Here is a 13,250-nt window from a genome sequence, read left to right on the forward strand (position 1 = left end):
TCAGGCGCCGCCGCGCACGAGATGGATCGGTGGCTGCCCTGACGCGATCCGCGTCAACTGCTCGCGCAGCATGGCGACGGCTCGTGGACGGAAGGCCGTCGACGGGCCGCCGACATGGGGGGTGATGAGAACACCTGGTGCCGTCCACAACGGATGGTCGGGTGGGAGCGGCTCAGGCTCTGTGACGTCCAAGGCGAAGCGCAGCCGATCGGTATGCCGCAGAACGGCTTCGGTGTCCACCACCGCGCCGCGGGCGATGTTCACGACGAGCGCGTCATCGGGCAAAGCCCCGAGGAAGTCGTCGTCGACGAGCCCCCGCGTGGCCTCGGTCAAGGGCAGCGCAAGGACGACGACCTCGGCCGTCGGCAGCAGGCTCGCGAGGTCGGTCATCCCGTGCACCTGGTCGACGAATTCGTCACCATCGCGTGCAGTCGAGGCGACCGCGATCACCTCGGCCCGGAAAGGCAGCAGCCGGGCGACGATTGCCCGACCGACCCCGCCATAGCCGATGACGACCACCCGCCGGTCGGCGAGCGAGGGCAGGAAGCCAAGGCGCAGCCAGGCTCCTTCGGTTTGCGCCCGCGCGAAGTCGGGGATGCCGCGCTGGGCGGCCAGGATCAGGGCCAGCGTGAGTTCGGCCGTCGAATCATCATGCACGCCAGCGGCATTCGCCACCGCGATGCGCTCCGGCACTCGCTCGAAGATGCCGTCATAGCCAGCGGTCAGCAGTTGCACCAACCGCACCCCGTCCACGTGAGCGACCGAGGCAATGCACCCGGCCGCCCCGATGTACGGGGCGACGACGACATCGATCGGGCCGTCTGGGACGGGATCGTCGGGATGCCAGACGAGAGGTTCGATGCCCTCGATCTCCCCGACATCGCGCACCCAACCAGGACTGGGAAAGGAGACACGGGCCACAACCCGAGCCTATGAGGAATCGGCATACCTCTGCTTGGCTATCCGCATCTGCGGACATATGCTCTCTCTCATGCCGCACTTTCGGATTAAAGAGGCTGCCGACCTGCTCGGCGTCTCGGACGACACCATGCGTCGTTGGGTCGAGCAAGACCGAGTGTCCGCGACAGCCGATGACTCCGGCAAGCTCGCCATTGCCGGCGATGATCTGGCCCGGCTCGCCCACACCCTGGCCGAGGAAACGCCGCGGCCCAAGCCCCGCCCGGTCGTCGCGGAGTCCGCGCGCAATCGCTTCGTCGGCCTGGTCACCCGCGTCGTCAAGGACACGGTCATGGCTCAGGTTGAGATGCAATCCGGCCCCCACCGCATCGTCTCGCTCATGAGCCGCGAGGCGGCCGATGAGCTGGGACTCGAGCCCGGCGTGCTCGCCACCGCCTCCGTGAAGTCCACCAATGTCATCATCGAACTCCCGGAGCAGCCATGACCCGTCCCACCCGAATCCTGCTCGGCGCCAGCCTCCTTGCCCTGACGGGCCTCGCCGGCTGTTCCAGTGGATCGACCGCCACGACCTCGTCCACCTCGACATCGTCGTCCTCGAGTTCGTCGAGCTCCTCAACCCAAGCCGGCGCCACGGGTGAGCTGACCGTTCTCGCTGCGGCATCTCTGCGCGATGTCTTCGTGACGATCGGCAAGGACTTCGAGGCGGCCCACCCGGGCACCAAGATCACCTTCAGCTTCGGCCCGTCCTCTGGGCTGGCGACCCAAATCGTCAATGGCTCACCGGCCGACGTCTTTGCGTCGGCGAGTGCCGGGACCATGAAGACCGCCGCCGATGCGGGCGCCGTCGACACGGCTCGCCTCTTTGCCCGTAATTCGATGACTATCGTTGTGCCACAGGACAATCCGGCCAAGGTGGACGAGCTCTCCGATCTCGCCGACAGCAACGTCAAGGTGGCGATCTGCGCGGCCGAGGTGCCCTGTGGTGTCGCCGCGCACAAAGTCTTCGACACCGCGAAGCTGACCGTGAAGCCGATCAGCGAAGAGGCCGATGTCACCGCGGTGCTAACCAAGGTGACACTCGGTGAGGTGGACGCTGGCATCGTCTATGTCACGGACGCCAGCGGCGCGCAGGACAAAGTCGGCACCATCGACATCCCGGCAGCCGACAATGCCACGACGGACTATCCCATCGCGGTCGTCAAGGACAGCGCCCATCACGACTTGGCCCAACAATTTGCCGACTTCGTCCTCCAACCGACCGCCGCCAAAGTTCTCGCGGATGCGGGTTTCCAAAGCGCCGGGTGATGACGAGCCCGACAACGACGAGGCGTGACCGAGGCAGCCGAGCGGCGCAGGATGCCGCACTGGGTCGCGCGCCATGGCAATTGCGCGTGCCGGCCGCTATCGCCGCCGCCTTTCTGGTGCTGCCCCTGCTCGCCTTGCTCGTCCGGGTGCCGTGGTCGACCCTGCCGCACCTGCTCACCGAGCCGATCGTCGGCGAGGCGCTGCGGCTGTCCCTGATCTGTGCCTCCGCCGCCGCCGGACTCTCGATGCTCTTCGGCATACCTCTTGCCTGGGTTCTTGCTCACGCGAGCGGGCCGCTGGTCAACCTGCTCCGGGCCTTGGTCACGGTGCCTCTCGTCTTGCCCCCGGTCGTCGGTGGTGTCGCCTTGCTGGCAGCCTTCGGGCGCCGAGGGGTGCTCGGTCGGCCCCTCGATGACCTCTTCGGCATCACCTTGCCGTTCACACCGATTGCCGTCGTGCTCGCCGAGACCTTCGTCGCCCTGCCCTTTCTCGTCCTGACGGTGGAGGGAGCCTTCCGCACCCTGGATTCGGGGTATGCCGAGGCCGCCGCCACCCTGGGCGCCTCCCGGTGGTTCACCTTCCGCACCGTCGTCCTGCCACTCCTCGCTCCGGCGGTGCTCGCGGGCAGCGTGCTCGCCTGGGCTCGAGCGCTCGGGGAGTTCGGGGCCACGATCACCTTCGCCGGCAACTCCCCCGGCCGCACCCAGACCATGCCGCTCGCGGTCTATCTTGCGATGGAACGCGATCCCGATGCCGCCATCGCGCTTTCCCTGATCCTGCTGCTGGTGTGCGTTCTGGTCTTGCTGCTTCTGCGGGGCCGGTGGCTGACCGGAGCCGCCCGATGAGACGCCAGCAGCAGCCGTCGTCCGGCTCCGCCCCTGGCCCTGCGCTTCGCGCGCACGTCGAGATCACCCGTCCCGGCGAACGCACCTTCCGGCTGGCAGTCGACCTGGCCGCCGAGCCGGGATCGGTCGTGGCGATCCTCGGACCGAATGGTGCGGGCAAGACCACGCTGCTGCGAGCCATCGCCGGCTTGAGCAGACTGGATGCAGGCCGAATCCAGTTGGGCGACAGCGTGATCGAGGACCCAGCCGCAGGCGTCCGACTCCCCGCGGCCGCGCGCTCCATCGGCGTCGTCTTCCAGGACTACCGGCTCTTCCCGACGATGACGGTCCGCGACAATGTCGCCTTCGCAGCGCGCTCGCGCGGTGCGTCCAAGAACAGCTCGCGCGAGTCGGCCGATCAGTGGCTCTCCCGATTCGAGATGACCGCATATGCCGATCGGCGCCCCTCCCAGCTCAGCGGCGGCCAGGCACAACGCATCGCCTTGCTGCGAGCGCTCGCCAGGGAACCCGCGCTGCTGCTCCTCGATGAACCCCTGGCCGCCTTGGATGCGTCGATTCGAGGCGTCACCCGGGACGAATTGCGGTCGTATGTCGCCTCCTTCGCCGGCCCGACGCTGCTCGTCACCCATGACCCGTTGGATGCGCTCCTCCTCGCCGATCGCGTCGTCGTCATCGAGGACGGGCGCGTAACCCAGGAAGCCGACCCAGCGACGATCGCGAGCCAGCCCGCTACGGCCTATATCGCCGGCCTGTCCGGCCTGAACCACTACCGCGGACGCGCCGATCGCGCTGATGGCGCGGTCCGCCTCGAGGGCGGCGGTCGGCTTGTCCCCGCCAGCCTCCCGACAACGACCGAAGAGGTGCTGCTCGCCCTGGCTCCGAGCGCGATCACGGTGCACACAGAGCGGCCCCCGGTCGGCTCGGCCCGTAACACCTGGCCGGGCACCGTGCGATCCGTGCAACAACTCGGCGACCGGGCTCGCCTGGATGTCGTTGCCGAGCCGAGCGCGCTCGTGGACGTCACCGCGGCGGCCGTCGCGCAATTGCATCTTGCCCCCGGGTCATCGGTGTGGCTTAGCGCCAAGGCGACCGAGGTGACGGCATATCCCGCTTCCTGAGATGGCGGATACTTTCGGCGTGCACAGCGCATTGACCGAACTTGATGTCACGGAGGCTTTCCGGGTCGTCGACCTCGCCGGCGTGCTCTGCAATGGGATCCTCGGCGCGAGCATTGCCCGGCAGCGGCGCTTCGATATCGTCGGCTTCGTCGTGCTGGGCGTGGCGAGCGGCCTGGCGGGTGGCGTGCTGCGCGATGTCATGCTCAACACCCGGCCGGTGGCGATCACGGATCCCGCGTATTTATTCACCGCGCTCGCGGGCGCGCTGGTGGCGCTCATCTTCGCCATCGACGGCCGGCGCTGGCGCTGGCCACTGCTCGTCATCGACGCCCTGGCACTCGGGTGCTGGGCCGCAACCGGCACCATCAAGGCCCAACTGGCCGGTCTCGGACTGCTGTCCTCGCTCTTCCTCGGCGTGATCACCGCCGTTGGTGGCGGCATGGTCCGCGACCTGTGCCTCGGGCAAGTGCCCGCCGTGCTCGGCGGCTCGACCCTGCTGGCCACGCCGGCGGCGGCGGCCTCGCTCGCCGTCCTGCTCACACCCGCTCCCGCCCGCCCCACCTGGGGTATGGCGATCGGCATCGTCGTCGGCAGCGGCATCAGCCTCTCGTCGCGTCGCCTCGGCTGGGCCTTGCCCACCGCGGATCCCGATGCGGGAGTGCACCTTTCGCGTCAACAGTTGCGCGCGCTCATGCGCCGCAGCGAACGCGCGGGCGCTCGCCGCGCTGGCCATGTCGTCCCACGCCACGATCGCGACGACGACGTCGACAGCTGACGCGGGTCGGCCACCGACTTCGGGAGTCCGTCGAGTTCGGGAAACACGCCGATGAATCGGGCCCCACGTGGGCGTGTTTCCCGAACTCGACCGAGCCCCTGCGCACCGAGTGATCAGGGTTCGGTGATTTGGCGCACCGCGGCGAGCGCGCCTGGCAGGTCTTCCTCGCGCACCGAAATCCACGTGTCGGTGCCATGCGGGATACGCAAGCGCAGCGCCGGACCGGACGTCGTGACGAATCCTCGACCGTGCAGCGAATACCGCAGGCCATAGCCGCCGAACTCGGCCATCGGCCGGGCGGTCGACGCCTCCGCACTGCTGATCGTCGGGGCCTGGACACGCAGCCAGGTGATGCCGAAGCCGCGCACCCGCACGCCCTCCGCGTCGATGAGGACACGGCAACGCGTCATCGCGAAGACCAGCAGACCCACGGCCAGGATGACCGGGGCCGCAACCCAGCGCGCGGGCGTGGCGGCCAGGCCAACGGCGAGCAGAGCCAGCAGGCCGATCACGACGTACCCGCCCGTGCCGGCCGGGACCGGGGCCGACCAGGGCAGGCCGTATGCCGCCCCCTCCCGCGAGCTGCCATCCGGCACCGTCGCGTCCTCGTCGCTCGCCGACGCCGCAGACCCAGCGATCGGCGTGATGTCACCAGTTGCCCGGCTGCGTGCCGGGATCGGGCTCAGCAGTGCGTCATTCGCGGCCGGAATGTGGGTGGGCAAGAGCCAGGCGATCAGGCCAGCGAGGACCACCCCAGCCGCCAGCCCGAGCGCGATCCAGCCGCCGACATCCTGTGCGGCATACGGATCGGTCAGCCCGCGCTGGGCATACAAGGAGCCACCGATGCCGACGACAAAGAGGCCGGTCAGGCCGCCCGCCGTGGCCCCGAGGATGCGACGAGCCTCCACCGGAAGGGCCGCCGAGAGCATCCCAAGGAAGGCGACAATCCCGCCCTCCAAGAGCACGAGCGAGGTGACAAACGCGCGGGGAGTCTGGGTCGCATCCACGCCGTCAGTGCCCCAGTGGGAAGCGACGCGCTCGGGCAGATCGGTGCGGATCACGGCATACAGCAACAGGATCGCGAGGATCCCCGCCACCGCGAGACCGCCGACGACCACCGACCAGCGACGCATCGTCGGGCGGGCGCCGGGGGCCACTCGGGGCATGAAAGCCTTCAGCTCCCGATGATTTCGCGCGCCTGAGCGGCCGGCATGTAGTCGTAGCGGACGAAGGATCGGGTGAAGCTGCCAGTGCCGTGGGAGACTGAGCGCAGATCGATCGGATAGCGCGAAAGTTCGTGCTGCGGCACCTCGGCGCGCACGGTCGTGAAGCCCTCGGTCTGCGCCGGCTCGGTGCCATGCACCTGGCCGCGGCGACCGCGCAGGTCGGCCATCACGGCGCCGACTGAGTCGTCGGCGACCGTCACGACAATCTCATCGACCGGCTCCAAGAGCTGCACCGTGGACTCGGTGGCCGCCTCTCGCAGCGCCTGCGCGGCGGCGGTCTGGAAGGCCATGTCCGAGGAGTCGACCGAGTGGGCCTTGCCGTCATACAAGGTGATTCGGACATCGACCACCGGATAGCCGGCGAGGACACCCTTCTCGAGTTGGTTGCGGGCGCCCTTCTCGACTGAGGGGATGAACTGGCGCGGGACCGCACCCCCGACGACCTTGTCGACGAACTCGATACCGGCACCGCGCTCAAGCGGCTCGATCTTGACCTTGACGACGGCATACTGCCCGTGGCCGCCGGACTGCTTGACCAGCCGGCCCTGCACATCGCAGGCGCGGACGAACGTCTCGCGCAGCGAGGTCTTCAGCGGCTCGACCTCGACATTGACGTGATAGCGGTCCTTGAGGCGCGCCAGCAGGTCATCGACATGCGCCGGGCCGAGTGCCCACAGGACGAGTTGGTGCGTCTCGACATTGTGTTCCAGCCGCATCGTGACGTCCTCGGCGACGAGGCGCTGCAGGGCCGTCGCGAGCTTGTCCTCGTCATTCTTGCTCGCCGCGTGGATGGCGACAGGCAGCAGCGGCTCGGGCAGCAGCCAGGCCTGCACCAGCGCGGGCTGGTCCGGTGTGGAGATGGTGTCCGCGGTCTCGGCGTGGGCGAGCTTGGTCACGAGCACCACTTCGCCGGCAATGGCCGAGGTCTTGGACTGCGGGTCGCCGGACGTCGGCGCCGAGATGGCGCCGATCCGGTCGGCATCGGTGTCGTGGCCCGGGTGACCTTCGACCTCGTGCCCGACGACATGTTCCAGATGGCCCGAGACGTGCACGGGGGCATCGGGGCTGAGCGTGCCCGAGAAGACGCGGACCAACGAGAGGCGGCCGACATACTGATCGCTCGTCGTCCTGATGACCTCGGCGACCAGGGGCCCGGCCGGGTCGCAGCGGACCTCGCCGAACTCGTCGAAGTCCGGAGTGGTCACCTCGGGCAGCCACGCATCGGCCGGCGAGGGGAAGCCGGCTTCGAACAGCCGCAGCAGTTCGCTCACGCCAACGCCGCTGGCCCAGTGGGTCGGGATGATCGGGAAGAAGCGGGCCGTCGCGATGGCGGCGCGCAGCGTGTCCCGCAAAGTGGCCGCGTCGAGTTCCTCGCCGGAGAGGTAGCGATCAAGGGCCGACTCGTCCTCAGACTCCTCGATAATCGCCTCGAGCACCCCGCCGCGCAGGTCGTCGAGGATGGCCTGCTGCTCCGCGGACGGTTCGCCCTGGACGCTGCCGTCGGGACCGTGGATCTCGCTGTCGAGCAGGTCGATCAGGCCGGTCACCTTGTCGCCCTCGAGGATCGGCACTTGCAGCGGTTGGGCGTCGCCGAAGGCGCGGCGCGAGGCCTCGACGACGGTGGCGTAATCGTCTTGGCACTGCTCGAGCTTGGTCAGGGCGACGGCGCGCGGCATACCCACGGCGGCGCACTCGCGCCACAACATCCGTGATGCCTCGTCGACGGAGGAGCCTGCGGCAATGACAAAGAGCGCGGCATCCGCGGCGCGCAATCCGGCGCGCACCTCACCGACGAAGTCCGAGGCGCCGGGGGTGTCGAGCAAGGTGATGGCCAACTCGCCGTGGCCAATCGTGGCGACGCGCAGAGCAGTCGAGGCGCCCTCGTCTTCCTTGCGCCGCAAGAGTTCTCCGTGGACCAACCGGTCGAAGAGCGTGCTCTTGCCGCCGCCGCTCGGCCCGACGAGCACGACATTGCGGATCTGCGCGGGGGTGGTCGGGACAGGGAGCGCTGCAGCGGTGGAACGGCTCATACGCCCAACCTTAGTCCCGTGTCCCAGAACGCAGATCGGGCCGGTGACCCTGCGGTCACCGGCCCGATCATGGACCCTCTTGGGGTATGCCGTGGGCTCGCCTCACGCGCGCCCGCGGCGGTGAATCACTTGGTCAACGGCTCCAGGGTGGGGTCATTGGCGTAGGCCTCAGCGGCGTTCTCCTTGGTCACGATGACCGGCTCGAGCAGGTTGGCCGGGACGACCTTGACGCCATTGTCGTAGGACTTGGTGTCGTTGACGGTCGGCTCGGTGCCCTTCTGCAGCGCCTGCACCATTTCGATGGTGGCCTTGACGAGGTTGCGGGTGTCCTTGTTGATCGTGGAGTACTGCTCGCCCGCCATGATCGACTTGACCGACTCGACCTCGGAGTCCTGGCCGGTGACGACCGGGACCGGCAAACCAGCAGCCTTGACCGAGGTGATGACGGCGCGAGCCAGGGTGTCATTCGGGGACAGCACGCCGTCGAGGGCGGTGCCGGAGGAGTAATTGGCCGAGACGAGGGTGTCCATGCGCTTCTGCGCGTTCTCGGCCTTCCAGCCCTGGGTGACGGCCTGCTCGAACTTCACCTGACCGGAGGTGACCTTCAGGGTGCCGTCGTCGATCTTCGGCTGCAGCACGCTCATCGCGCCATCGAAGAAGACCTTGGCGTTGGCGTCATCGGGCGAACCGGCGAAGAGCTCGATGTTGTAGGGACCATTGGCCTTCTTCTTGGCCATGCCCTCAAGCAGCGCATTGCCCTGCAGCACACCGACCTTGAAGTTGTCATAGGCGACGTAGTAGTCGACGGCCGGGGTGTTCTTGACGAGCCGGTCGTAGGCGATGACCTTGGCGCCGGAGTCCGCAGCCGCCTTCAACTGGGTGCCGAGCTGCGAACCGTCGATAGCACCGACGACGATGACCTTGGCGCCCTTGGTGACCATCGACTGGATCTGGTTCTGCTGCTCACCGACACCACCATTGGCGAACTGGACGTCCGCCTTGAAGCCCGCGGAGGCGAGGCCGTCCTTGAACAGCTGCTCGGCGAGCACCCAGTTCTCGGACGTCTTCTGCGGCAGAGCCACACCGATGAGGGAGTCAGCCGCGAAGCCGCCGCCCGCGGCACCGCTGGAGGCGGAGCCGGTGCCGGAACCAGAGGCGGAGCTGGTCGAGCTGGTGCCGCTGTCGGAGCGGCCACACCCGGTCAGAGCGAGGGCGGCGACCGAGGAGAGCGCCAGGACCTTTGCGAAGGATCGCATTCTTTCTTCTTTCTTTCGGATTCCCTTGCGGGAGCGGGATCCCTTGCGGGAATGGGGTGGCCGGCCGGTCTGGCCGGTGGGAATCAGGACTCGGTGCGCACGACCTGGTCGACCGGGGCTTCCCGGCCGAGATCGGTCTGGGCCGGCGCAGCGACATCTTGCGGTTTGTTGCGCATCAACCGGCCGATCAGCGAGGGCCGGCCCTGGGACTTCTGGAAGACATCGAAAGCGACAGCGGTCAACAGGACCAGACCCTTGATGATCTGGGTCATGTCGGCGCCGATGCCCTTGAGTTGGAGGCCGTTATTGAGGACGGCCATGACCAGACCACCGATCATCGACCCGACGACCGTGCCGACACCGCCGGAGACCGCTGCGCCACCGATGAAGACGGCGGCGATGGCGTCCAACTCCCAGCCGACGCCATCGAAGGGGCCGGATGAGGTGGAACGCGCGACGAACATCATGCCCGCGAGCGCGGCGAGGATCGACATATTCATCATGACGAGAAAGTCGACCTTCTTCGTCTTGACACCGGAGAGTTCAGCAGCGTGCCGGTTGCCGCCAACGGCATACACATGCCGGCCGGTGACGGTGCGCGTGGAGATGAAGCCATAGATGATGACGAGCAGGCCGAGGATGAGGGCGGAGTAGGGCAGCGAGGTGCCCTTGCGCCCCGAGGCCATCAAGAACATCGCGGCCATGATCGCGGCGGCGATCAGGGCCAGGCGCAGGCCGAGAATGCTCATCGGCTCCATGTGGGCGCCGATCTTGGCTTGATTGCGACGGGTGCGCAGGGCTCCGAAGATGATCGCGCCGACGACGAGCAGACCGAGCAAGATCGTCAGATTGTTGTATGTGGTGTTGGGGCCGACCTCCGGCAGGTAGCCGGCACCGATCTTCTGGAAGCCCTCCGGGACGGGCACGGTGTTGGACTTGCCGATGTACTGGTTCAAGCCGCGGAAGATGAGCATGCCGGCGAGGGTGACGATGAAGGCGGGGATGCCGACATACGCGACCCAAAAGCCTTGCCACGCACCGATGAGCGCGCCGACGAGCAGGCCGAAGAGGATGCCGACCGGCCACGGCAGGCTCCAGTCTCGGATCGCCATGGCGACGGAGATGCCGACGGCGGCCGCGACCGAGCCGACGGAGAGGTCGATATGGCCGGCGATGATGACCAGCACCATGCCGATGGCCAGGACCAGGATGTAGGCATTGCCCTGGAAGATGTTGATGACATTGTCCGGCTTGAGGGTCAGCCCGCCGGTCCATATCTGGAAGAAGATGATCAGCGCGACGAGCGCGAAAATCATCCCGAACTGGCGCGTGTCACCGCCGAAGATCTGCTTGAGCTTGTCCATGTCCGTTCTTTCTCGGCAGTGCCGGGGTCAGGCCGACTTCGCGGTGGTCGTGGTCATCAGGCGCATGAGGGATTCCTGGTTGGCCTCGGCCTTGTCCAGGACGCCGGTGATCGCGCCTTCACAGATCGTGTAGATCCGGTCCGAAAGGCCGAGCAGCTCCGGGAGTTCGGAGGAGACGACGATGACGCCTTTGCCTTGCTCGGCGAGGCGCTGGATGATGCCGTAGATCTCGTACTTCGCTCCGACATCGATGCCTCGCGTCGGCTCGTCAAGGATGAGCAGCTCGGGATCGGTGAAGAGCCACTTGGCCAGGACGACCTTCTGCTGGTTGCCACCGGAGAGCTTGCTCACGCCGTAGTCCACCGACGGGGTCTTGGTCCGCAATTGCTTGCGGTAGTCCTCGGCCGCAGAGAACTCGGCGTGCCGGTCGATGATGCCCATCTTGCTGGCGATCTTGCTCAACTCGGCCGAGACGGTGGTCGTCTTGATGCTGTCGAGCAGATTCAGCCCGAGCACCTTGCGGTCCTCGGTGACATAGCCGATGCCGGCATCGATGGCCTTGGACACCGAGTCGAGGACGACCTCCTTGCCGTCCAGGACCATCCGGCCGCTGACGAAGGTGCCATAGGAGCGACCGAAGATCGAACGCATCAGCTCGGTGCGCCCTGCGCCCATCAGGCCGGCGAAGCCGACGATCTCGCCTTGGCGGACAAAGAAGTTCGAACCTTTGCACACCAGGCGCTCGGGCACTTGCGGGTGGCGGACCGTCCAGCCGGAGATTTCGAAAAACTTCTCACCAATCTTGGGCGTGTGCTCGGGGAAGCGCGACTCCAGAGAGCGGCCGACCATGCCCTTGATGATGCGGTCCTCGTTGACGCCGCCTGCGTCGACGTCGAGGGTCTCGACCGTCTGGCCGTCCCGAATGATCGTGATGCTATTGGCGATCGCTTCGATCTCGTTGAGCTTGTGGCTGATGATCACGCAGGTGATGCCCTTGGATCGCAAGCCGCGAATCAGGTCGAGCAGGTGCTGGGAGTCCTCTTCGTTCAGCGCGGCCGTCGGCTCATCGAGGATGAGCAGCTTGACGTCCTTGTTGAGCGCCTTGGCGATCTCGACGAGTTGCTGCTTGCCGACACCGATGTTCTTGATCGGCGTCTCGGGGTCTTCGCGAAGCCCGACACGGGCGAGAAGTTCACGCGCCTTGTTGTTCGTCGCGACCCAGTCGATGACACCGCTCTTGGCGTTCTCGTTGCCGATGAACATGTTCTCGGCGATGGAGAGTTCGGGGATGAGCGCGAGTTCCTGGTGGATGATGACGATGCCGGCGTGCTCCGAGGCTCGGATGTCCTTGAAGGTGCACAGATCGCCGTTGTAGTAGATGTCGCCTTCGTAGGTGCCATAGGGCCAGACCCCGGACAGGACCTTCATCAGGGTCGACTTGCCGGCGCCATTCTCCCCACAGATGGCATGAACTTCACCGCGTTTGACGGTGAAGTTCACGTGCTGCAGAGCTTTGACGCCAGGGAAGGACTTGCTGATGTCACGCATCTCGAGGATGACATCCGGATCCGCCATGGATCTCCCCTTCGCTGGTGTGAATGCAGGAAAATTGCCGCGGCAACATTCCTCGCGTTCTTGACCTACGTCAAGCGGCCGTACCGGCCATGAGACAACCTACGCCGATTCGTTATGGGCAGTCAGCCGCCGTGTCAGGGCGCAGTCGACGGCTCGTGGTCTCGGGCGGACTCAGGGCGCGGCGAGTGCGTCCTGCACGCCGGACTCGCGATTGCCCAGGATGGGGTCGCGGGCAGTCCTGATGTCCCACACGGCTTTTACGGCCGCGAGCTTCTCGCGGCGGCTCCCCGAGGCCCAGGCATCGGCATACTTCCGGCCCTCGGTGTCGCCCACGCCGATGGCGTCGATGCCGAGCGCCCGGCAGGTCGCGACCGCCCGCGGCAGGTGGTAGTCCTGAGTGACGACGGTCAGCGCGTCGACACCGAAGATCCGCTTGGCACGGGCGCACGAGTCATAGGTGTCGCGGCCGGCGAAGTCCCGCACGATCTTGGTCGCGGGTATGCCGTGCGCTACCAGGTAATCCGCCATCGCCGTCGGCTCGTCATAACTGTGGGTGCGGTTGTCGCCCGACACCAGGAGGACCTCGACCTTCCCCTCGTCGAAGAGTTGCTTCGCGATGTCGAGGCGATAGGCGAGGTATGGCGTGGGGGCGCCCGACGCGGTCAGGCCGGCTCCGAGGACCAAGGCGACGGGCCGGGTGGGGGCGTCGGCCACGGCATACCGATCCCCGGCGCTCCCGCGTGAGATCCACAGATTCGCGCCGCCCACAGCCAGGCTGGCGGTGGCGGCTCCGACTACCAGAGATCCCCCGATCAGCCGCTTCCAGCGCATGGCGACA

General features: G+C 67.1%; 12 protein-coding genes. 5 read left to right on the plus strand and 7 right to left on the minus strand.

From position 1 onward, the window contains the following. On the minus strand, positions 1-921 hold the full coding sequence (locus tag ABD225_RS08470; protein WP_344083495.1) for a 2-hydroxyacid dehydrogenase: 921 nt from the start codon (positions 919-921) through the stop codon (positions 1-3). 70 nt (positions 922-991) lie between these two features. On the opposite strand from ABD225_RS08470, the gene ABD225_RS08475 reads away from it, so the two are divergent. From ABD225_RS08475 to ABD225_RS08495, 5 genes are read left to right on the plus strand one after another with little or no spacing between them, the layout of a single operon-like run. Next, the gene (locus ABD225_RS08475) at positions 992-1,402 is read left to right on the plus strand and encodes a TOBE domain-containing protein (RefSeq protein ID WP_344083498.1); all 411 of its coding nucleotides are present in this window, start codon (positions 992-994) and stop codon (positions 1,400-1,402) included. Beyond that, positions 1,399-2,223, plus strand: coding sequence for a molybdate ABC transporter substrate-binding protein (gene modA, locus ABD225_RS08480; protein WP_344083501.1), 825 nt, complete (start codon positions 1,399-1,401; stop codon positions 2,221-2,223). The genes ABD225_RS08475 and modA overlap by 4 nt, the downstream gene beginning before the upstream one ends. Then, entirely contained in the window at positions 2,223-3,068 is an 846-nt protein-coding gene (locus tag ABD225_RS08485) for an ABC transporter permease (protein WP_344083504.1), read from the plus strand. Before modA ends, ABD225_RS08485 begins: the two co-directional genes overlap by 1 nt. Beyond that, positions 3,065-4,186 carry an ABC transporter ATP-binding protein gene (locus ABD225_RS08490; protein ID WP_344083507.1) on the plus strand — a complete coding sequence of 374 codons (1,122 nt, stop codon included), beginning with the start codon at positions 3,065-3,067 and terminating at the stop codon, positions 4,184-4,186. The genes ABD225_RS08485 and ABD225_RS08490 overlap by 4 nt, the downstream gene beginning before the upstream one ends. A gap of 19 nt (positions 4,187-4,205) precedes the next feature. Next, the gene (locus ABD225_RS08495) at positions 4,206-4,961 is read left to right on the plus strand and encodes a trimeric intracellular cation channel family protein (RefSeq protein WP_344083510.1); all 756 of its coding nucleotides are present in this window, start codon (positions 4,206-4,208) and stop codon (positions 4,959-4,961) included. 113 nt (positions 4,962-5,074) lie between these two features. Here ABD225_RS08495 and ABD225_RS08500 read toward each other — a convergent pair whose 3' ends face one another. The 6 genes from ABD225_RS08500 to ABD225_RS08525 all read right to left on the minus strand — a co-directional run bounded on the left by ABD225_RS08500 (position 5,075) and on the right by ABD225_RS08525 (position 13,243). Further along, positions 5,075-6,127: a hypothetical protein gene (locus tag ABD225_RS08500; RefSeq protein WP_344083513.1), complete on the minus strand. Its 1,053-nt coding sequence runs from the start codon at positions 6,125-6,127 to the stop codon at positions 5,075-5,077. Positions 6,128-6,135: 8 nt separating this feature from the next. Further along, a complete protein-coding gene (locus tag ABD225_RS08505) occupies positions 6,136-8,217 on the minus strand; it encodes an elongation factor G-like protein EF-G2 (protein ID WP_344083516.1) in 2,082 nt (693 codons plus the stop codon). 125 nt (positions 8,218-8,342) lie between these two features. Continuing rightward, complete coding sequence (locus tag ABD225_RS08510; protein WP_344083519.1) at positions 8,343-9,473, minus strand: substrate-binding domain-containing protein; 1,131 nt, start codon at positions 9,471-9,473, stop codon at positions 8,343-8,345. Positions 9,474-9,556: 83 nt separating this feature from the next. Then, the gene (gene mmsB, locus ABD225_RS08515; RefSeq protein WP_344083521.1) at positions 9,557-10,837 is read right to left on the minus strand and encodes a multiple monosaccharide ABC transporter permease; all 1,281 of its coding nucleotides are present in this window, start codon (positions 10,835-10,837) and stop codon (positions 9,557-9,559) included. A gap of 27 nt (positions 10,838-10,864) precedes the next feature. After that, a complete protein-coding gene (gene mmsA / locus ABD225_RS08520) occupies positions 10,865-12,412 on the minus strand; it encodes a multiple monosaccharide ABC transporter ATP-binding protein (RefSeq protein WP_344083524.1) in 1,548 nt (515 codons plus the stop codon). Between the two features lie 171 nt (positions 12,413-12,583). Further along, positions 12,584-13,243 carry a SanA/YdcF family protein gene (locus ABD225_RS08525; protein WP_344083527.1) on the minus strand — a complete coding sequence of 220 codons (660 nt, stop codon included), beginning with the start codon at positions 13,241-13,243 and terminating at the stop codon, positions 12,584-12,586. Between the last annotated feature and the right edge of the window lie 7 nt (positions 13,244-13,250).

The sequence above is a fragment of the Nostocoides veronense genome, from assembly GCF_039531185.1.
GTDB classification, from domain to species: Bacteria; Actinomycetota; Actinomycetes; order Actinomycetales; family Dermatophilaceae; genus Nostocoides_A; species Nostocoides_A veronense.